Annotated in this window: 23 protein-coding genes and 1 other annotated feature; of the genes, 14 read left to right on the top strand and 9 right to left on the bottom strand. The window is 36.9% G+C overall.

Annotated features, from left to right (window positions below):
- Positions 1-13 precede the first annotated feature (13 nt).
- The 3 genes from KI343_RS15010 to ccpA all read left to right on the top strand — a co-directional run bounded on the left by KI343_RS15010 (position 14) and on the right by ccpA (position 3,173).
- Complete coding sequence (locus KI343_RS15010) at positions 14-553, top strand: YtxH domain-containing protein (protein ID WP_212927236.1); 540 nt, start codon at positions 14-16, stop codon at positions 551-553.
- Between the two features lie 289 nt (positions 554-842).
- The gene (locus tag KI343_RS15005; RefSeq protein WP_212927235.1) at positions 843-1,919 is read left to right on the top strand and encodes a bifunctional 3-deoxy-7-phosphoheptulonate synthase/chorismate mutase; all 1,077 of its coding nucleotides are present in this window, start codon (positions 843-845) and stop codon (positions 1,917-1,919) included.
- A 258-nt stretch (positions 1,920-2,177) separates the two neighbouring features.
- Entirely contained in the window at positions 2,178-3,173 is a 996-nt protein-coding gene (gene ccpA, locus KI343_RS15000; RefSeq protein ID WP_212927234.1) for a catabolite control protein A, read from the top strand.
- A gap of 258 nt (positions 3,174-3,431) precedes the next feature.
- Here the strand turns inward: ccpA and KI343_RS14995 are convergent, their stop codons facing one another.
- The 4 genes from KI343_RS14995 to KI343_RS14980 all read right to left on the bottom strand — a co-directional run bounded on the left by KI343_RS14995 (position 3,432) and on the right by KI343_RS14980 (position 8,566).
- On the bottom strand, positions 3,432-4,586 hold the full coding sequence (locus tag KI343_RS14995) for an acetoin utilization protein AcuC (RefSeq protein WP_212927233.1): 1,155 nt from the start codon (positions 4,584-4,586) through the stop codon (positions 3,432-3,434).
- Positions 4,583-5,230, bottom strand: a complete 648-nt coding sequence (locus KI343_RS14990) for an acetoin utilization AcuB family protein (protein ID WP_212927232.1) — start codon at positions 5,228-5,230, stop codon at positions 4,583-4,585. Before KI343_RS14990 ends, KI343_RS14995 begins: the two co-directional genes overlap by 4 nt.
- Before the next feature lie 29 nt (positions 5,231-5,259).
- Positions 5,260-5,892 carry a GNAT family N-acetyltransferase gene (locus tag KI343_RS14985; protein WP_212927231.1) on the bottom strand — a complete coding sequence of 211 codons (633 nt, stop codon included), beginning with the start codon at positions 5,890-5,892 and terminating at the stop codon, positions 5,260-5,262.
- Between the two features lie 178 nt (positions 5,893-6,070).
- On the bottom strand, positions 6,071-8,566 hold the full coding sequence (locus KI343_RS14980) for a transglycosylase domain-containing protein (RefSeq protein WP_212927230.1): 2,496 nt from the start codon (positions 8,564-8,566) through the stop codon (positions 6,071-6,073).
- A 129-nt stretch (positions 8,567-8,695) separates the two neighbouring features.
- Positions 8,696-8,928: a binding site (T-box leader), on the top strand.
- 107 nt (positions 8,929-9,035) lie between these two features.
- Between KI343_RS14980 and tyrS the strand changes: the two genes are divergently transcribed.
- A complete protein-coding gene (gene tyrS, locus KI343_RS14975) occupies positions 9,036-10,313 on the top strand; it encodes a tyrosine--tRNA ligase (RefSeq protein ID WP_212927229.1) in 1,278 nt (425 codons plus the stop codon).
- A gap of 146 nt (positions 10,314-10,459) precedes the next feature.
- Here tyrS and KI343_RS14970 read toward each other — a convergent pair whose 3' ends face one another.
- Entirely contained in the window at positions 10,460-11,317 is an 858-nt protein-coding gene (locus KI343_RS14970; protein WP_212927228.1) for a DegV family protein, read from the bottom strand.
- Between the two features lie 96 nt (positions 11,318-11,413).
- Here KI343_RS14970 and KI343_RS14965 point away from each other — a divergent pair, with 96 nt between their 5' ends.
- The 5 genes from KI343_RS14965 (at position 11,414) to KI343_RS14945 (ending at position 14,110) form a co-directional block, all read left to right on the top strand.
- Positions 11,414-12,256, top strand: coding sequence for a YitT family protein (locus tag KI343_RS14965; RefSeq protein ID WP_212927227.1), 843 nt, complete (start codon positions 11,414-11,416; stop codon positions 12,254-12,256).
- 15 nt (positions 12,257-12,271) lie between these two features.
- The gene (locus KI343_RS14960; protein ID WP_212927226.1) at positions 12,272-12,703 is read left to right on the top strand and encodes an LptM family lipoprotein; all 432 of its coding nucleotides are present in this window, start codon (positions 12,272-12,274) and stop codon (positions 12,701-12,703) included.
- 117 nt (positions 12,704-12,820) lie between these two features.
- Positions 12,821-13,471 (top strand): TetR/AcrR family transcriptional regulator, encoded by a 651-nt coding sequence (locus KI343_RS14955; RefSeq protein ID WP_212927225.1) that lies wholly within the window; start codon positions 12,821-12,823, stop codon positions 13,469-13,471.
- Positions 13,464-13,802 carry a DMT family transporter gene (locus KI343_RS14950; RefSeq protein ID WP_244856982.1) on the top strand — a complete coding sequence of 113 codons (339 nt, stop codon included), beginning with the start codon at positions 13,464-13,466 and terminating at the stop codon, positions 13,800-13,802. Before KI343_RS14955 ends, KI343_RS14950 begins: the two co-directional genes overlap by 8 nt.
- Positions 13,799-14,110 (top strand): DMT family transporter, encoded by a 312-nt coding sequence (locus tag KI343_RS14945; protein WP_212927223.1) that lies wholly within the window; start codon positions 13,799-13,801, stop codon positions 14,108-14,110. Before KI343_RS14950 ends, KI343_RS14945 begins: the two co-directional genes overlap by 4 nt.
- A 60-nt stretch (positions 14,111-14,170) precedes the next feature.
- Here the strand turns inward: KI343_RS14945 and KI343_RS14940 are convergent, their stop codons facing one another.
- Both KI343_RS14940 and KI343_RS14935 read right to left on the bottom strand, forming a co-directional pair.
- Complete coding sequence (locus tag KI343_RS14940) at positions 14,171-14,434, bottom strand: NifU N-terminal domain-containing protein (RefSeq protein ID WP_212927222.1); 264 nt, start codon at positions 14,432-14,434, stop codon at positions 14,171-14,173.
- 110 nt (positions 14,435-14,544) lie between these two features.
- A complete protein-coding gene (locus tag KI343_RS14935) occupies positions 14,545-15,387 on the bottom strand; it encodes an HAD family hydrolase (RefSeq protein ID WP_212927221.1) in 843 nt (280 codons plus the stop codon).
- 151 nt (positions 15,388-15,538) lie between these two features.
- On the opposite strand from KI343_RS14935, the gene yjfP reads away from it, so the two are divergent.
- Together yjfP and KI343_RS14925 are read left to right on the top strand one after the other, a co-directional pair.
- The gene (gene yjfP / locus KI343_RS14930; protein WP_212927220.1) at positions 15,539-16,303 is read left to right on the top strand and encodes an esterase; all 765 of its coding nucleotides are present in this window, start codon (positions 15,539-15,541) and stop codon (positions 16,301-16,303) included.
- Between the two features lie 59 nt (positions 16,304-16,362).
- A complete protein-coding gene (locus KI343_RS14925; protein WP_212927219.1) occupies positions 16,363-16,674 on the top strand; it encodes a metal-sulfur cluster assembly factor in 312 nt (103 codons plus the stop codon).
- A gap of 151 nt (positions 16,675-16,825) precedes the next feature.
- On the opposite strand, the gene KI343_RS14920 is transcribed toward KI343_RS14925, so the two are convergent.
- Positions 16,826-17,647 carry an undecaprenyl-diphosphate phosphatase gene (locus KI343_RS14920; protein ID WP_212927218.1) on the bottom strand — a complete coding sequence of 274 codons (822 nt, stop codon included), beginning with the start codon at positions 17,645-17,647 and terminating at the stop codon, positions 16,826-16,828.
- A 311-nt stretch (positions 17,648-17,958) separates the two neighbouring features.
- Positions 17,959-18,135 (bottom strand): DUF2929 family protein, encoded by a 177-nt coding sequence (locus KI343_RS14915; protein ID WP_212927217.1) that lies wholly within the window; start codon positions 18,133-18,135, stop codon positions 17,959-17,961.
- Positions 18,136-18,283: 148 nt separating this feature from the next.
- Here KI343_RS14915 and KI343_RS14910 point away from each other — a divergent pair, with 148 nt between their 5' ends.
- The 3 genes from KI343_RS14910 to KI343_RS14900 all read left to right on the top strand — a co-directional run bounded on the left by KI343_RS14910 (position 18,284) and on the right by KI343_RS14900 (position 20,939).
- The gene (locus tag KI343_RS14910; RefSeq protein WP_212927216.1) at positions 18,284-18,892 is read left to right on the top strand and encodes a hypothetical protein; all 609 of its coding nucleotides are present in this window, start codon (positions 18,284-18,286) and stop codon (positions 18,890-18,892) included.
- A gap of 19 nt (positions 18,893-18,911) precedes the next feature.
- Complete coding sequence (locus KI343_RS14905) at positions 18,912-19,868, top strand: BMP family ABC transporter substrate-binding protein (protein WP_212927215.1); 957 nt, start codon at positions 18,912-18,914, stop codon at positions 19,866-19,868.
- Between the two features lie 132 nt (positions 19,869-20,000).
- The gene (locus KI343_RS14900; protein WP_212927214.1) at positions 20,001-20,939 is read left to right on the top strand and encodes a beta-ketoacyl-ACP synthase III; all 939 of its coding nucleotides are present in this window, start codon (positions 20,001-20,003) and stop codon (positions 20,937-20,939) included.
- The last annotated feature ends 26 nt before the right edge of the window (positions 20,940-20,965 follow it).

Genomic DNA, 20,965 nt, shown 5'->3' with positions numbered 1-20,965 from the left:
GGAGGTTATGGGGATGGCGGATAATCAAATTAACACGAAAGATTTTATTATTGGAACACTTGTAGGCAGTTTTGTAGGGGCTGCGACAGCATTATTACTCGCGCCAAAATCGGGGAAAGAACTGCGCAGTGATCTTAATGATGGAGCAGTTCAGGTGAAAAACCGTGCTACAGAATTAGCAGGAGCAGCTCAAGAAAAAGGACTGGAATTAAAAGACAAAGCGTATTCTACAACTTCTGATTTGACACAAAAGGCTGTAGACGCAACTTCTGATTTAACGAAAACAGTTGCTAATAAATCCCAAGAAGTTACAGAAAACGTAAAGCAAAAAACAGCTGATTTTAAAGAAACGGCTGAAGATAAACTGCATGATGCAAAAGATACAGCTGACGAATTAAAAGTTGAAGCTTCTAACAAAGTTGAAGATGTAAAAAAAGATGTTGCAGATAAAAAAGCAGAAACAGAAGAAAAAGTTTCTCAAAAAAAAGCTGAAGTAAAAAAAGAAACGAAAAAAGCAGCTAATCAAGCAAAAAAAGAAGTAAACAAGAAATAATAATATTTAAAACATTGATGGGTCAAGCACTCATCGATGTTTTTTTATGTGTGAAAACGATATGGCACTTTTATGGACCAGCACCGAAATAATGTGGTTGGAATGTTGAAATCAATAAGATAATAAGGTGGCTGCCTAAGCGGGAATTTATAAAAATAATAGTTCCTTTTTTCGAATTTTCATCAAGAGTTATAATTTTACATTAATTAAGTCGTGACAAATAGAAGAAATTTAGCTATAATTGTCACTAATTATTCTATATGATTAAGGACTTTGAGGAGAGTGTAAAATGAGCAACGATATGGATAAGTTAAGACATCAAATGGACGAGGTTAATCTGGAGATATTAGAATTGATTAATCAGAGAGCAAACATTGTACAAGAGATTGGGGAATTAAAAACCAAGCAAAGCATCAAACGTTTTGACCCAGTTCGTGAGCGGGAAATGCTAGATGAAATTTTAAACAATAATAATGGTCCTTTTCAGGATTCAACGATAGAACATATTTTTAAAGAAATCTTTAAAGCTAGTCTTGAGCTTCAAGAAGATGATAATAGTAAGGAACTTCTTGTATCCAGAAAAAAACATCCTGAAAATACAGTAGTTGATCTAAAAGGCGAAAAAGTCGGCGATGGGGGAATCAGCTATGTATTTGGACCATGTGCCGTAGAAGGTTATGAGCAAGTTGCTGCTGTAGCTGCTTCTGTAAAAGAAAAAGGTTTAAAATTACTTCGTGGCGGAGCATTTAAACCGAGAACTTCTCCATATGATTTCCAAGGGCTTGGATTAGAAGGATTAGAAATTCTTAAGAAAGTCGCAGATGAATATGATTTAGCTGTGATTAGTGAAATTGTAAACCCGGCTGATTTGGAAACTGCAATAGATTTCATTGATGTGGTTCAAATTGGTGCAAGAAACATGCAGAACTTTGAATTATTAAAAGCTGCTGGGGATGCTGGAAAGCCCGTGTTATTAAAACGTGGATTATCAGCAACGATTCAAGAATTCATTAATGCAGCAGAATACATTATGTCTAGAGGAAACGGAAATATTATGCTATGTGAACGCGGAATTCGTACATACGAAAAAGCAACACGTAATACACTAGATATTTCTGCGGTACCTATTTTAAAACAAGAAACGCATTTACCAGTCTTTGTCGATGTAACGCATTCAACTGGTAGAAGAGATTTACTATTACCTACTGCAAAAGCAGCAGTAGCTATCGGAGCAGATGGTGTTATGGCAGAGGTTCATCCAGACCCTGCAGTCGCTTTATCCGATTCAGCTCAGCAAATGGATATACCTACTTTCGATCAATTCTACAAAGAAATTAAAGAAGTTGAAAATCGTTTAAGTAAATAATAGAGACTACCTCAAAAGTTAGTGGTATAATTTTTGAGGTAGTTTTTTTTGTCTACTTATATATCGTCATGTGTAAAGGGTTTTCAAAGGTTTCGAATTGGATATAATGATAAAAGGTATGTTATATTTAAGTGTGTTTATGAAAATTTTCATTTTGTTTTCATGAAAGTTTTGTAATTTTTTTCATGGTAGCGTATGATAAATAAATAGATGTAACCACAGTCCTTGTATGAATTGAAATTTAGGAGGTAGATAAACATGACTGTTACAATTTATGATGTAGCAAGAGAAGCAAACGTTTCTATGGCAACAGTGTCACGCGTTGTCAACGGAAACCCAAATGTAAAACCAACAACACGAAAGAAAGTATTAGCAACGATAGAACAATTAGGTTATCGACCGAATGCCGTTGCACGTGGACTTGCAAGTAAGAAAACAACAACAATTGGTGCGATTATTCCTGACATATCTAATATTTTCTTTTCGGAGCTTGCACGTGGAATTGAAGATATAGCTACCATGTACAAGTATAATATTATTTTAAGCAGTTCTGATCAAAATAAGGACAAAGAAATAGAATTAATTAATACAATGCTCGAAAAACAAGTAGACGGTATTTTATTTATGGGCGGAAATATAACGGAGGATCATATCCATCAGTTCAAGACAAGTTCTGTTCCTGTCGTGCTTGCTTCTACGTATGATCCAACAGATACAATCCCTTCTGTTAATATTGATTATGAGTTAGCTGCTTATGAAGCTACCAAATCGTTAATTGAAAAGACGAACCAACAGCCTGCTTTAGTAGGAAGTAAAGCAGATACAAGTGTGAATACCTTAAAAACAAATGGCTATTTGCGTGCGCTCAAAGAAGCAAATATCGATGTGAATGAAGATTATATTTATAAAGAATCCTATGCTTATTCAACTGGTATTGATGCAGTGGAGCATTTTCTAAAATTAGAGAATAGCCCAGCCTCTGTATTTGTTATGTACGATGAAATTGCTTTAGGTGTTATTCATGGTGCACAAGATAACGGACTGCGTGTACCTGAAGATTTAGAGGTATTTGGCTTTGATAATATTCGTTTAGCAAGCATGGTACGTCCAAAACTAACAACGGTTGTTCAGCCTACGTACGATATTGGAGCAGTAGGTATGAGACTTTTAACAAAATATATGAATGATGAGGAAGTTGAAGAGAAAAACGTTGTCTTACCGCATCGTATGGAAATTAGAGATTCTACAAAATAAAGTGCATAACTAAGGTTCTCTTATGAAAAATAGACAAAGAAGTTATTAGAGATAACAACTAATAACTTGCTTTGTCTTTTATTTTAGTAGTAAGAAAGCACAGCCGCATTTTTCCTGCATAGGTGCAGCTTGAGGCATACACCTAAAGGTTTGTCGTCTGCCAAGTTTATTAATGACGAATGTAATTGTAAGCCCCCCTTGCAAAGAGGAGAAATTAAATGGAGTTCAGAGACTTCTGTGCGCATAGTGCTAACTGGGTCAAATAATAGCTGTATACTTTAGCATATCTTCTAATAATAATTTGTTTTTTTCCGTAATTTCGGGTCTCCTAGGGATGTTTGGTTGAATATCTGCTCCGTCTTCCCAGTTCTTCGGAAGTAGTACAGGAGACTCATTCTGCCATTTTGATATCCATTTTTCAGGTAATGCTCCTTTACAGTAAGTTCCTGTTTTCATGACATTCCATACCTGTCCCCAAGCCCGAGGAACAACCCGCCACATATCATAACCGCCGCCGCCAACAGCCAACCATTTTCCATCACAATACGTATCAGCAATTTCTGCAGCGAGGAGCGGTATTTTTTCAAAAATCCTCATGGTTCCACAAAGATGTGTTAAAGGATCGAGACAATGGCTATCTGCTCCGTTCTGGGTCATAATAATGTCCGGTTTAAAGAAAGCAGCGATTTTGCGTAAAGCTGTTTCATACAATTCTAAGAAGGAATCATCTTCTGTAAATGCATCGATAGGTAAATTAAAACTGTACCCATGCCCGCTTTTTATACCTCTTTCACTAACGTTACCCGTGCCAGGGAATAAATAACGGCCTGTTTCGTGTATCGATAAGGTGCATACATTTGGATCATCATAGAAAGCAGATTGTACACCATCCCCATGATGTGCATCTGTATCGACATAAAGAACCTTTAAATCTGCTTTTTTGCGTAAATATTTAATCGCAATGGCACAATCATTATAAATGCAAAACCCGGAAGCTTTCCGCTGGAATCCGTGGTGAAGTCCACCTCCTATATTTGCCATTTTTTTATATTCTCCGTTTAATATTTTTTCAACAGCAGTAAGTGTTCCGCCAACCAATTGACAAGATGCTTGATGCATATTTGGAAAAATAGGGGTGTCTTCTGTACCTAAACCATATTCCTGTGCCCGCTCTTTTTTCGAATTCCCATTACTTGCTCTCTTTACTGCTTCTATATAAGCTGTATCGTGAAAAATTGCAATTTCCTCATCCGTTGCTATACGCGGTGTAACCAGATCTTCTGCCATCAGGGTAGATTGTGCTTCTAATAATTCCTTCGTAAGCAAGACTCTCTGCTGATTAAATGGATGATCTTCGGAAAAGTGGTAATCTAAAAAATTTGGAGTGTAAATAAAACCTGCTGCCTTTGTCATTTTTTTGGCTCCATAATATTATTAGGCCAGAGAAGCGCATAGCCAGCCTCGCGAAGATCATTTATAATCGGCATTGGGTTTAATGTTTTTACACGAAATACAAGTACTTTATACTCCGGATCTTTATAAGGATAGAGGAGTACAGAAACAATATTTACATTATGGTTACCAAATACACTGGCAACTCTTGGAAGCTGACCTGGTTGATCTGGTACTTTGACTTCAATGAGAGAGCTCTGTTCGTGTGTTCCGGTTAACTGGATTAATTTATAAAGCATATCTTTTTCTGTCACGACACCGACTAATCTATTTTGGCTAACAACTGGTAAACAAGCAATCTCCTTGTCATAAAAAATATAAGCAATTTCTTCCACAAAATCCATCGGATGAATGGTTATAACAGGGCTGCTCATAATTGTACTAATTTCTTTATTAAGAATAGAGAAATCACTTGCATCCAGAAATATAGAAGGGCTGGCATCACGAACGTCTCGGTCAGATACGATACCCAGCACTTGCATCTCTTCATCAACAATGGTGATATGTCTAATTTTATATTTTTCTAATAATTGCAATGCCTCCCTAATTGTTGCGTTTGGTGGAAGCGTTATCATATTTCTGTTCATTAATTCTTCAACTAACATCGTAAAATCCCCCTTTATTAATTGCTCTATTAGTAATGCTTTGTGCCTAAAAAACGCAACTTATCAAATAATTCAATTGATTTTTGAGGAACATTGCTTCCAATACGCACCATTAAACAGTTCGCTGGATGAGAGGTTATTTCAGGCTCATCTGTAGGTGCGGGTAGCAGGCCGCCAGCAGCCATCATTTTTTCCATCACTTTTCGATAATCCCAGATACTTAACTGACTGTAATCAAGATCCCAGTGCCAATAATATTCTGTAGAAATAACAATGTAATTTTCCATGTAAGGGTCTTTCATGGATTGTCGAAGCAGGGTAGATCCGATACCTGCGCCTCGATACTCCCGAATAATCTCAATAGCGCCTAGTTCAATTAAATCCTCCATTTCAAATTTTGACCATCTTTCTAAGGGGTCTGGATGCAGGTAAGTGACATAACCAATAATGGTATCAGCTGTCCGGGCAATTAAAATTCTTGATTCTTTTAATTCAGCAATGTCTAAAAGTGCTTCAAACTGTTTATCTGCCGGTCGAAATGCAATTAATTCTTCATGAAAATGATATTGTTCTAGCTGAGATCGTGAAACAGGTCCTTCAATTGTTAGTTTGCCTGCATCGGTTTCTACAATGATTGACTCATATTCCTTTGTGTGTTTCATTTATCCACCACCTTTAGGAGATAACACAATGCTCTTGGTATCTATTATACAGAAAATAGCGCCGTTTTTTTAGTGTTTTTTGAGAATTGTAGGAGACTGTATCTATAATAAAAAAGTGAAACTTCATCCAAGGCGTATTTGCCTAGAATAAAGTTTCACTTCATAATCGTGTCCTTAGTTAATTGCCATCATTGTTTGCTGAAGATGACATACTTGCTGGTATTCCTATTTTCAACCATTTATCACGCTCTGTTCTTGGATAGAGCATGGAAAAGTCACTCATACTATCATAGCCATTTTCTCTCATCCAATCCGGATTAAACATAATTCCATTTCCATTACTAAATGAACTTCCGTTGTCATCTGATGTGAGGATAAGTCTCCTTCCTCTCGTTAGACTATTATCTGTCTCTGTCGGTACATACCTTGCGTCAAATAGGTCTGTTTTAACGAGGCCTACCTCATTACATAAATCAGATGGCAGTTTACCGGAAACGGCACAATAACTTCTCTCGACAATGCCATCTGGACGTTCAAATGGTGTTTCTGGTGTTACTAAGACTGGATCTACTTGTGCAGACGCATTAATTAATTCCGCCCATAGTTTGATATTTCGTTGACTATAGGATAAGTGATAAGAATGGTTAATAGGTGCTGGTGTTTCGTAACCAATCCATGTACCGAATGTTATATTTGGATTTGACGCGACAAACCAAGCATCTTTATAGTCTTGGGATGTTCCTGTTTTTCCTGCCCAATCCACATTTGAATTTTGAAGCAGGGAATTAACATAAGTTGCTGTCCCATTATGAATAACATCTCGCATCATATCTATCGTCAAATAAGTCGTTTGCGGAGAGAAAACCTCTACAGGCTCTGTCTCATGCTCATAAATAACCTCACCGTCTGCATTTGTGATTTTATCAATCATATAAGCATCTGCAAATTTTCCGTTATTCCCAAACGTAGAAAAAGCATTCACGTTTTCTTCTACCGAAATACCATGGTCCATTCCGCCAATAGCAAGAGATGGGATTTGATGATCACTTGGTGTTAAAGAAGTGATGCCCATCTTTTCTAAATATTCAGCAGCAGGATCATTATGAATTATTTTCATATACGTATCTACAGCTGGAATATTATACGAATTGGCAAGAGCTGTCCGAGCAGAGACAATTCCATAATAACCGCCGCCGTAGTTGCCAGGAGCATAACCCCCAGCAAATGTTCTTGGGTAGTCAGCGATAGGTGTTCCTGGCTGAATGATACCTGCTTCCATTGCTGGCGCATAGTCTAGTAAAGGTTTAATGGTACTGCCGATAGGACGTTTTGTTTCTGTAGCGAAGTTCACTTGGTGTTCTTCATCAAATCCACGACCGCCGACGAAAGAAATTATTCTTCCTGAGCTATTTTCAATCATGATAGCTCCTGTTTGAATTGGTTCGGTTACTTCATATTCTTCTCCTTCACTATTTGTTTTCACAACGGTTCTAGAATAACCGTAGTCAGAATAATTTTCGGCGACTTCTTGCATCTTGTCATAAATTTCTTTGCTAATTGTTGTATGAATTTGATAACCGCCATCACGTAATTCTTTTTCGGCACGCTGTGCATATTCAGCCCGGAGGTCTTCATCTTCTCTTAAATCTTCTTCCGTAACGCCATCCTCTTCCATTAATAATTCTTGAATAATAGCTTGTGTACGTTTTTCAACTTCATAAGTAATATAAGGATATTGGTCCGTTGAAGAAGGTATTGCATCAATAAAATCACCGGCAATATCATAGGCTGCAGCTTCCTCTAATTCTTCTTTACTGATATATTTCATTTCATACATACGATTTAAAACGGTCTTCATTCGATTAATTCCAGGCTGTAATTCTTCCTCGGGCTTTAGCTCTCCTGCAGCTGTAAAAGGCGTATAAGTTGAAGGCCCCTGTGGAAGTCCTGCCAAATAAGCTGCCTGAGGAAGATTTAACTCTGCTGCATCAACACCAAAAATACCTTTAGATGCTGTCTGTATGCCAGCAATATTACGACCAGAAGAGTTACGGCCATAAGGGATAATATTTAAATAAGCTTCCATAATTTCATCTTTTGTAAAGAAATGCTCCAGTCGCATTGCTAATAATATTTCTTTAGCCTTTCGATCAAAGGATACTTCGTCTGTTAGAATTTGGTTCTTAATTAGCTGCTGTGTCAGGGTGCTTCCCCCTGTTTGTACAGAAGCATTTAGAAATTCTTGTGACATCGCCCGCAGGATTGCTTTTGGTACGACACCATTGTGAACATTAAAATATTCATCTTCCGTAGCAATGACAGCTTTAATAAGTGTAGGCGAGATATTTTCAAGTTCTACTTCTTCGCGGTATAGGTCGCTTCTGATATCTCCTAAATAGATGTCATTTGAAAAATAAATACTGGATGTTTCGGAATAATTGTAAATATCTTCAGCCATCGATGCTTCACTTCTTAATGGCTCATCATGGACTAAAGAGGCAAAATAACCAAGTCCAATACCGCCGACAAAAACACCGCCAATAATACAAATAATAGCTATAAATAACACAACATTCCAAACAACGTCATAAGTAATTCGTGAAGCGCGCTGTATAACGCCTTGTTTCCACCATTTTTTAATATTATTGAAAAAACGTTGTAGGTTTTCTTTCATAATTGACATTAGACCTCCTAATTCTGCATCTATTATAACATAGAGAAAATAAGCTTTGGTAGTCGGAAGAAAAGAAAATAGTTGCATAGAAAGCTTTTTTATGCTATGAATAGTATCAGTATCATACAGGAATAAGCATTGAAGGATCGAAGTAGCATTGTGAATCCCTATCCTAGAGAGCTGGCGGTTGGTGCGAGTCAGTATATATTCACATGCGAATTACAATCTGGAGTTTTTCTTCTTGGGCAGCAGCTTTTATGTTCTGTTAACAAGAAGAACGGTGGAAACATCGTTAACAAACCTTGAGTGGCTATATCGATATAGCAACAAGGGTGGTACCGCGAATTCAACTCGTCCCTTTCTTTTTTGAGAGGAGGCGAGTTTTTTTATTTTCCCTCTAAAAAGAAGGGTTTCCTGACAGTGGAAGTTGCCAGTAGAACGAAAATATCAATTAGTAGGAGGAAGCATTATGAATATTTTGAAAGACTTAGAGAATAGAGGATTAATCAATCAAGTAACGGACCGGGAAGGATTAGAAAAGCATCTCGAAAATAATCAAGTAACTCTATACTGTGGATTTGATCCTACAGCAGATAGTTTGCATATCGGCCACTTAGTTCCTCTAACCATGCTGCGCAGATTTCAGCGGGCGGGCCATAAGCCAATTGCTTTAGTTGGTGGAGGTACAGGAATGATTGGAGATCCAAGTGGACGTTCAAGTGAACGCAGCTTGAATACAGAAGAAGTGGTATTTGGTTTTACAGAAAGCATTCAAAAGCAAATCGCAAAAATAGTCGATATGGATGAGACGTCAAATGACAATCAGGTAGTTTCTCGTAATAACCATGACTGGTTAGGGAATATGACAATTATTGATTTTCTTCGTGGTGCTGGGAAACATTTCGGCATTAATTACATGCTGTCAAAGGACTCTGTTTCAGCAAGGCTTGAGCAGGGTATAACATTTACAGAGTTCAGTTATATGATTCTTCAATCATTAGACTTTCTGCGGCTGTATGAAGAAGAAAATTGTACATTGCAAATTGGCGGAAGTGATCAGTGGGGAAATATTACGGCTGGATTAGAGCTGATTCGCCGTTCTAGGGAAAACCAAAATGAAACAGCAGAGGCATACGGTTTAACAGTACCTCTCATTACAAAAGCAGATGGAACAAAATTCGGAAAAACTGCCGGTAACGCAATATGGTTAGACCCTGAAAAAACATCACCTTATGAGTTTTACCAGTTCTGGATTAATGTAGATGATCGTGATGTTATTCGTTTCATCAAATACTTTACATTCTTATCTGATGAAGAAATTGCAGAGTTAGAAAAAGAGGTAGAGAATGAACCAGAAAAACGTGTTGCCCAGCGACGTTTAGCAGAGGAAATGACTCGCAGTATCCATGATGAAGAAGCTTTGGAGCAGGCGAAAAGAATTTCTGAGGCGCTATTTAGCGGCGATATAAAGCAACTTAATGTAGAGGAAGTACAACAAGCGTTTAAAGATGTTCCAAATTATGATATAGCAAAAGAACCTGTTGGTTTAATTGATTTATTAGTAAATGCTTCTATTTCATCATCTAAACGACAGGCAAGAGAAGATGTGAAAAATGGAGCGATTTATATTAACGGAGAACGTGTGCAGGATTTGAATTACAAAGTTGATGAAGCTGATCGTTTAGGCGATGCTTTTACAGTGATTCGCAGAGGAAAGAAAAAATATTTCCTAATTCGTTTTCAATAAAAAGGGAGAACAAAGAAAAAATAGATTTGACGCTATTTTGTCGTCAAATCTATTTTTCATCCATTTTAGCACCTGAGAGTGCAGATATATTTGAAGCGGAAAGCGTAACCACTGTTACAAAGAAGCATTCGAGGAAGTATATATTATCACTGATTGTAGAAGAATAAGGCGAGGGTTCCTGGACCGGAATGAGCGCCGATCACTGATCCCACCATTTCAATAACGATATTTTCTTCTTTTACTCCAAATCTATCTTGTATCATTTTCGAGAGTTCTTTTGCTCGAGGCAGATCGTCACCGTGACTAATTCCAATAACTTGGTTTTCTAAATTTTCTCCTCGTTTATCCATCACATCGATCATTCGTTTGAGTACTTTCTTAGAACCTCGAATTTTTTCTAAAGGAACGAGTTTTCCATCTGCAACATGTAAAAGAGGTTTGATATTTAACAAGCCGCCAACAAAAGCTGCTGTTTTACTTACACGACCGCCGCGGTATAAATACTCTAAATTATCGACTGTAAAAATATGCTCCATCTTTGCAGCATTTTTGCTGGTTTGTTCTGCGATTTCATCAAATGTAAGTTGTTGCTGTGTCATTTTGGCAGCAGCCAGTACAACTAAACCATATCCAAGTGAGGCACACTTAGAATCAACGATATGTAGCTGTGCATCCGGATACGCTTCTTTTATCTCTTGTTCAACCATCTTTGCTGCTTGATAGGTTCCTGATAGTTCTGATGAGAAAGCGATATAGAGTAAAGGCTTTTTTGCTTCCGCGTAGGATGTGAATATTTCTTTAAATTGTTTGGCAGAAGCTTGTGATGTTTTTGGTCCATGACCTTCTCGCATTGCATCATAAATTGTCTTTGGATGAATATCGATGCTATCTCGATATTCTTTGTCGTCTAGATGAACAGTTAATGGTATCATTTCAATGTTATATTCGTTATAATAATGTTCGGATAAATCGCATGCACTATCCGCTAAAATTGTGGTAGCCATGTTTAATCACATCCATTTCTTTAAAAATAAGATTGTATGTCAAGTTTACGTTTTATTGAATATTTAGTCAAAAATTTTAATAAAGGAGGCTGTTCTGTGTTTTATATTGAAGCAAAAAGGATAGGTATCGTTATATTCGGAGCATTATTAAATGCGATCTCATTAAACTTCTTCCTCATCGGAGCAAATGTTTATGCTAGTGGATTTACTGGAGCAGCTCAGCTATTATCTAGTATTTTTAATGATTTCTTAGGTATTGGTCTGTCTACAGGTATCTTATTAGCGCTATTAAATATTCCCGTCCTGATTTTAGGTTGGTTAAAGGTTGGAAAGGGATTTACAATTTATAGTTTGGTATCCGTGTTTTTCTCTACTTTATTCTTAGAAATCCTGCCACTCATTTCTTTCTCGAATGATATTATTTTAAATGCGGTATTTGGCGGAGTAATTGCTGGCTGTGCAGTTGGGTTGACGTTAAAGGCAGGAGCTTCTACAGGCGGTATGGATATTGTGGCGATGGTTTTATCTCGTCTAAAAGATAAGCCAATCGGAACCTATTTTTTAATTATGAATTCCTTGATTATTATCATTGCTGGTATAATGTACGAGCCTGAAAATGCCTTATATACAATGTTAACATTATATGTAACAACTCGTGTTATTGATACAATTCATACACGTTATGAAAAAGTTACAGCAATGATCGTAACGAAGAAAACAGATGAGCTGCAAAAAGCAATCCATGAAACAATGGTACGGGGAATTACGATTTTACCTGCTAAAGGCGCTTATACAAAAACAGATAAAAGTCTTATGTACCTTGTTGTAACGCGTTATGAATTGTATGATTTGGAAAGAATAATAAATGAGGTAGACCCGGAAGCATTTACGAATATTGTAGAAACTGCTGGGATCTATGGACTCTTTAGAAATGACTAAAAAGGTGTGTATGGAATGAAACGTTGGTTTGTTGTTATTGCAATAGCAGTACTGCTAGCAGGCTGTGGGAATAGAGGGGAAGAAGTCATTGAGCCGGCTGACCCTGAATCAGACAATGTAACAAAAAATCAAACCTCAGACTCTGTCGTGTTCCAAGAAATTGATGTAACAGCAGAAGGGGAACAATTTCATATCATTGGCCAAGTGAAAACCACCAGTGATATTTTCTTCTATAGAATTGAACAAGACGGTGAAGTTATTCAAGAGGAAGAGAGTGTAGAACTGGAAGAAGGGGAAACAGATTCCTTTCAAAACTTTGAAATCATGAAGACTTTTTCAGGGGACATATTAGAACATGAGGAACCGCCAATTGTTGTTATGTATGTGAAAGATAAAGATAATAATGAAATCAATCCTAACTATGTCCTAATAGATACAAAACAATAATTTTGTTAATAGAATAAATAAAATCAAAGGTCCGAACTATTTTCCAATTCCTATAGAAAACGGGAAAGTTGTTCGGACCTTTCTTTGTATTTAAGAAAGCATCGTTGGGAGATACATTTGACCATTAATAAAGGATTTGATATATTAGGCTTACGACCGTTAGGAAGGATGAGCGGGTTGAAAAGAAAAATAATGGATGCCGGACTGGCTGCTTTTGCTGCAAGTGGATATGAAGGTGCTTCGTTGTCCCAGATAGCAAAAGAAGTAGGCATTAAAAAACCGTCTATTTATACACACTTTGCTAGTAAAGAAGCTCTATATATAACGATTGTGAAAGAGGCTCTTAAGAAGCAAAAACGATCCATTTTTAATTACTTTGAGAAAAATAAAGAAAAGAAATTAGAAGAGCAGCTGTACGGTTTTTTGGAATGGATTGCTTTGGAGATTGAACAACATCCTGATGTTCATTTCATCTATCGAATAACGTATTTTCCGCCAGCTTCATTAGAAAGAGAAATTTTTCAACTGATTGATCCGTTTTTAAATGATTTGCAGAGGCTGTTAACACGCTATATAAAGCGGTATGCAGCTAAAATACAATGGGAATTAACAGAGGAGCCTGCCACAATTGCCTTAACTTATATGACGATTTTGGATGGAAGTATTCTTGAATTATTTTTTACAGGAAAGAAATCCTATGAACGCAGAAAAAAAGCATCATGGGTTATTTTTTGGAAGGGTGTTAAAGGAGGAACCAGCATTGGCTAGTCATTGGATATACGTTATATTAGCAGGTATTATTGAAATAATCTGGGTAACCGGATTAAATTATTCCACAACGATTTTGCAATATACTGGAACGGGAATAGCAATCATTTTTAGTTTTATCGTATTAATTAAAGCAACACAATATCTTCCGGTAGGGACGGTGTATGCAGTTTTTGCAGGAATTGGAGCTGTGGGCACGGTGCTAGTGGATAGTATTATTTTCGGAGCCCCCTTTAAACTGACAAAGATTATTTTTATCGCTTTGATAATCTTAGGCGTTATCGGCTTAAAGCTTTTAGGAGATCGTCCAGAGAGAGGTGAAGCATCATGAATTGGCTCGCTTTAGTGGTTGCCGGTTTCTTTGAAATTTTTGGCGTGCTTCACTTGAAAAAAGTAGCAATGGGAAACTATTTTTCGGTTATCTTTCTTGTCCTATTTTTTGGTTTAAGTTTTAGTTTGTTAGGCTACGCTATGGAAGAAATTCCAATGGGGACGGCTTATGCGATTTGGACAGGAATCGGAACAGCAGGATCGGCGCTGCTCGGGATGTTTTATTATGGAGAATCTCGTGACTGGAAGCGAATGGTTTGTATTGCTTTCATCATCGCTGGCGCCATTGGCTTAAAATTATTTGAATAAAGAAAAACAACAAGCTCTTCGTGAACTGGAGGGCTTGTTGTTTGTGTTTGGACATATAAATTAATAACCAAACTTTACAAAGATTTCTTCTACCTTAGGATTGATACTGTCCCAGTCAGCGTCGAAATGTTTGTTAACCGTAATAAAGTTTTGATAACCAAATACATTATCTACTTCTTCTAATTTCATTAATTCGTTTAAAATTTCATATTCACTTACATCACCAGGCATAACAGAAATGCTGCTTGTCCCGGAAAATATAACCTTATCCGATGTGTATTTCATTGCGTTTGGATTCGGTGTCGGGGAAATATGTACCGCCATATGCGTGCCTCCTCATGTATTTATTCGTAAGTTCATATTAACAGAAATTCCGAAATAGATAAAGAAGGGAAGACTACCTATGTTTAATAGATGTAGTCCTCCTATCCGCTTTAAATAATTATTTTTTTCGGTTTGAGATTTAAATATTCCTCTAAAAAGACGCTGATCCCATCTTCTTCATTTGTTAAAGTTTGATGATTTGAAACAGATACAAGTTCCTCAATGGCATTTCCCATAGAAACACCAACTCCGGCATAATCAATCATTTCTAAGTCATTGTCTTCGTCGCCAAAGGCAATAATGTTTTCCTTGGGTATATTATATTCTTCAGCGATACGCTTCAGGCCAACTGCTTTATTCATTCCTTTTTTGATGATTTCAATCATATTCCAAGGTGCTCCCCAGTTCCGATGTTCAATAACTTCCGCATGATAATCGTTTAAATGCGAACGCAGTTCCTGAACCTGTGAAGCATCTGGGTAAATCAGGACAGAAGTTGGGTCATGCTGTAATTTTGACTTAATATCGCCAACAATGTATGGAGATTCATCAGTGGAATCTTTAAAAATACTCATGATATCTTCACTATACTGTTCTAAATAAACCTGGTCCTGTACCTCAGCCAATATATTTTTCACTTCAATTTCATTGGAAATATCAATGATACGATGTGCAGTTGAAAGGGGCATCGGTGTATGGAATCCCTTCCAATTGGTGTTTAGTGGATGGTGAACAAGCGCCCCATTGAAGTTTACCATAGGTGTTTTTAATTGCAGTTCTTGGTAGTATTGGATACTTGCGCGCCCTGGTCGGCCAGTGGCAATGACAACAATATGTCCTTCTTCCATCGCTTGATTTATTGTTTGTTTATTTTTCGCACTTATTTTTTTATCATCTGACAGCAATGTACCGTCTAAATCGAGTGCAATCAAGTGTTTATTTTTATTCTTCATTCCGTCACCTCTCATCTGTCATTATATTAACATGATTTGAAAATATGTAAAGTAAAGAAAATTAAATAAAAGCTGCTTTGTTTGCGAAATATATTACAGAAACTTTACAATAGAACTAGTATGTTGATAAGTGAAAGGAAGCGTGTTGTGGATGATAGGAATATATCAAGAATCGATTGAAGAAATACCTTGCTTACATGTCATTAATCAAAAATTTGCAGGGAAAGAACGTCCGACGGTTATTTACTTCCATGGGTTTACAAGTGCTAAAGAGCAAAATTTACCGATAGCTTATATGCTGGCTGAAAAAGGATTTCGTGTACTCTTGCCAGATGCGCTCCACCATGGAGAAAGAAAAATGGGATTATCAGATGAAGAACGACAATTAGCCTTCTTTGAAATTGTACTAAAGAATATCAGTGAACTAAATACAATTCATAACTATTTATTGGAAAAGAAGCTTTTAGCAGAAGGTGCACTTGGCATAGCAGGAACAAGCATGGGCGGTATCACAACAAGTGCTGCGCTTGTAAAATATCCTTGGGTTAATGCTGCAGCAGTGATGATGGGGACACCTAAACTGCAAGAATACGCGAGACAATTGCTGCAATATGTTGAGGGTAATGGCCATTCTCCATTTTCAAAAGAAGACCTAGACAGTTTATTCCAAGAACTGGCTGAAATTGACCTGTCTGTTCATATGGAATCTCTTAACGATCGTCCATTAATGTTTTGGCATGGTGAAAAGGATAAAGTAGTTCCATTTGAGCATTCCCACTCTTTTTATCAAGCAGTTAAGCCACTCTATAAAAATACAGATCATCTTCAATTTATTGGCGAAAAGGGCAGGGAGCATAAAGTAAGTGTTCCAGCGATGCACAGTGCAACGGAATGGTTTAGACGGCATCTCTTGTAAAATAATTTTATTACATGTTAAAGTATGGTTTAATAACATTAGGGAAAGGAGGATGACATATGGACGAAGCAATGAAAGAGAATCTAATGGGGGCATTAGAAAATGTGATTGATCCAGAGTTAGGAATTGATATTGTTAATCTTGGTTTAATATATGATGTAGACCTAGATGATGATGGTTTATGTGAAGTTACGATGACATTGACTGCTATGGGTTGTCCTTTATCAGCGCATATTGAAGCAGATATCAAGCATGCTTTATCAGATATTCCAGAAGTAAAAGAAACAAAAGTAAACATTGTCTGGGATCCGCCTTGGGGCAAAGAAAATATGTCTCGTTACGCTAAAATCGCTTTGGGAATTCCTGATTGATAGAAAGAAAAGGGACAAAGCGCATCTTAATAACGAATTGAATTAGAATAAACCCTTATAGGCTCCTTTCTCTGCAGAAAGATAAAAACTGCTGCTTGAAAGGAGCTATTTATGGTTCAGCAAAGGTAGCGGGAAGTTCTGAGAATAAAAGCTATAAGAAAATCAATACAAGGATACCAACCACAACACAATAATATGCAAAATATTCTAGTTTTCCATGGCGCATAATATTCATAAACCATTTTAATGCAAAGTAGCTGGCAATAAATGCGGTAATAAATGCTATGAGATATGGTGCCCATAGTTGGTTCATCGCGGGGTCCTTCACAATTTCAGGAATTTCAAGAATACCTGTCCCGAGACTTACTGGAATATAGAGCAGAAAAGAGAATCGTAATGCTGTTTCCTTCTTCATTCCGACGAGCATGGAAGCAACAATGGTCGCTCCAGACCTGCTTATTCCTGGAGTTACGGCAATAGATTGCGCAAGTCCGACAAGGATAGCATCCTTTGTTGATAAATCACCATCTTGTTTGCGCCCGCGTAAGTTACGAATGATCCAAAGCGCGATAGCCGTAATCAGAAGCGTAACTCCGACAACGTTAGTTCCGCTTAGTGCTTCCCCAAGTACATCCCCGAATAGCAAACCAATAATCCCGACAGGAATCGTTGCAATAACTAAGTAGACAACAAACATAAAATCACTTTTGACGGTTTTATCACCTTTCATCAAAAACTTCCATGTATTTGCGATCAATCGTATAATATCGCTGCGGTAAATTAGCATAACAGCCAGCAGAGAAGCAAAATTAACAAAGATTTCAAATGAAAGTCCTCTGGCTTCAATATTAAATAGCTCTCTGACAATAATTAAATGACCGCTGGAGGATACTGGAATTGGTTCGGTAACTCCTTGGACAGTCCCAAGAACAAAATACTGTATCAATGTCCATAAATTATTTAAAGCATTCATTTTTTAAATACCTTCCTTTATTTTAGAATGATTGAACGGTTATTCATTAAATTAAATAGGATACAGCTGATGTACAACCGCTTACAAAATGGAGTTACGTCTTGCTTAATTCTAGATTTCCATCTATGTCTTGTAATAAGCATGTCCTTTTATGTAAATATGTTATAAAGTATAGAAATAGACCTTTTATTTTGTTTTACACAAAAATCGAGATGAGAATAAAAATTAATGCAGGGTCCCTGTAGGCGAATACTTGACGTTTTTAGAAATATAGAACCCCTTGCCGCATATATTTAGACAAGGGGTTCTACTTACTTGGAGTCTTCTTTTAGAACAAGACCGCTTAGAGCAAAAATGGTTACACAAAAGATACCTGCTAAAATAAGTGCATCACGAATAATGAATGGCTCTGCACCCATGCTTGTTAGTACATAAGAGATTGCTAATGAAATAGCAACAGCCCAAAAAATTGTCATAATATAACGCATACGTCCACCTCACTTTACTAACTTGTCTCCAAACATCATAAATATTATTTTAACATGAAAACCGTTTCGTTGCTTTAATTCCATGTGAAAATATCGTGAAAAATGCTGGCCTGAAAAAATAAATTAAAATAGAAAGGAGCGTTTTTTAGTGTGTATACTAGTTAAACCCTGTAATCACTGGGTTGGTTATCATATCGTTACAAGATTACTGGATGAGGGTTATCAGGTTGATGGAATTTTGGATAAACAGATCGATACCGGATTGGAAGATTTTTTTGGTCGAAACAGTCATTTTCAAAAAGTGCATAAAGTGAAAAATGATTATGATTTTGCAATTATTATTGATAGCCTGGAGACAGAGGAATTGAAACAAAGTGCAAAAAAGGTATTACGAATTGAGACAGATTCAAACCAGAGGAAAACTTCAGATAATGATAATGCTTGTATATCTGTAATTTCTGTACCCTACCTTATTGGTGAAGGAATGAAAATAAACGAGACAGGATTATTTATTGATGGCCAGTTTATCCCATTCGAAAACAATGATTGGAAAGACAAAGCAATTTATATAGAGGGTTTTTTGAATGTTTTCATACAGTGGATAAAAAGGAGTAATCCACCCAAATGGATAGAGGTTATTTCTACGAACAATCGTACACCAAACACAAAAGTTGAAAAAAAACAGATTCTGCTAGAAAATAGAGATATTAATGAAGTCGTAAAAAAAATACAGCTATTTAATAAGCGACTTCCGTAACAGAATGGGTGTGCTCTGGGTGAAATATGTCTACTATCCAATAATCCTTTTAATCATGATTTGCGCTCTATCTGCTTGTTCGTATTTTGAAACAGGTCAAATACAAAATGTTGGCTTTATTACAGATGCAGAAATAGATAGTAATCCATGGATAAAACAAGGGTATCAAGCAATGCAGGAGATTGGTGACGAATATGATATAGATGTTTTTTATGAAGAAAATATACAAACGATGCATGAAGTACAGCAAATAGTAGATCAATTTGTTGGTGATGGAGTCAACTTAATCTATGGGCATAGCAATATTTATGGTGAGTACTTTATGTCCTTGGCTGAAAGTTATCCAGATGTTCAATTTGTTTATGTAAATGGAGGAGAGTCAAGTGAAAATGTAACTTCTCTTAATTTCAATGCGCATGCTATGGGATTCTTTGCAGGTATGGTTGCAGGGGAAATGACAGACAGTAATCAAATAGGAATTATTGCAGCCTATTCTTGGCAGCCGGAAATAGAAGGGTTCTTTGAAGGCGTTAATTATGTAAACAAGAATGCAGAGGTAAAATTAAATTATTTAAATGATTGGAATAACATTGATCTTGCACTCGACAACTATAGGGAGATGCAGGAAAAAGGAGTAGATGTTTTTTACCCAATTGGGGATGGCTTTGGGGAAGCTGTCTTGAAAGAGGCAGAAGAAGATAATCTTTTTGCAATTGGTTATATGGCGGATCAAATGGATATTGCTCCTGATGCTGTATTAACAAGTACCATTCAACATATTGGGGAATTATATCAATCAGTAGCTGAGGATTTCGATAAACAAGAATTAGAGGGCGGTATCTATACTTATGACTTTGAAGATGGTTTTATATCACTCGGTGAATTTCAATCGTCCGTCCCCAGTTATGTAAAGCTTGAAATAGAAGAGGATATTAAAAAGTATATTAAGACAGGTTTATTACCTAATGAATATTGATGATAAGATTAAAATAATGGATAGTTCGGTTAATTGATACTCTAACTTGCTATCCTATACATTTTATTTTAAAATTAGTACCAAGTCATAATGTTTGATAGTAATGTTGATATAGAAGGGGAGCGCAAAGAAATGAGCATCGGTATTTTAGGAACCGGCCATTATTTACCTACAAATGTAATTACGAATCATGATATGGAGAAAATTGTCGATACGAATGATGAATGGATTCGAACTAGGACAGGAATCCGTGAAAGAAGGTTAGCTACAGACGATATTGATACTTCAGATATGGCATATTACGCATCCTTAGATGCTTTAAAAGAAGCCAATGTAAAAGCAGAAGATATCGATTTAATTCTAGTAGCGACGGTAACACCCGATACAAATTTCCCGTCGATAGCCTGTCTAATCCAAGATAGATTAGGGGCTACCAATGCAGCAGCAATGGATTTAAGCGCTGCTTGTGCTGGATTTATGTACGGTGTGATTACTGCAAACCAATTTATTGCTACCGGAACTTATAAAAATGTTCTCGTTGTTGGAGCAGAAAAGCTGTCTAAAATTACCGACTGGACAGACCGTTCCACGTGTGTTCTATTCGGTGATGGCGCTGGAGCAGCTGTTGTTGGCGAAGTATCTGAAGGAAAAGGAATCTTATCCTTTGAACTAGGAGCAAATGGAGCTGGAGGCAAAGAGCTTTACTTAAATAAAGAAGACCATATAATAATGAATGGGAGAGAAGTGTTTAAATTTGCAGTGAGACAAATGCCGCAATCTACGATAAATGTTGTTGAAAAGATTGGGCTTTCTGGGGAAGATGTAGACTATCTGGTTCCTCATCAAGCAAATATTCGAATAATGGAAGCTGCAAGGGAACGGTTAGGAATTTCCAAGGATAGAATGGCGAAATCCATCGAACGGTTTGGAAATAATTCTTCCGCTTCCATCCCTATGGCTTTATCTGAAGCAGTAAAAGAAGGTAAAATAAAAGATAATGATTTAGTTGTATTAGTAGGATTTGGGGGAGGCTTAACCTGGGGCGCGGTTGCTATGCGCTGGGGCAGGTAGGTCTTAACTAATTAAAGGAGGATATA

Source organism: Oceanobacillus sp. J11TS1 (genome assembly GCF_018333215.1).
GTDB lineage: Bacteria > Bacillota > Bacilli > Bacillales > Amphibacillaceae > Oceanobacillus.
The sequence above is the reverse complement of the archived record's forward strand: the minus strand, read 5'-3'. Positions and strand labels throughout refer to the sequence as shown.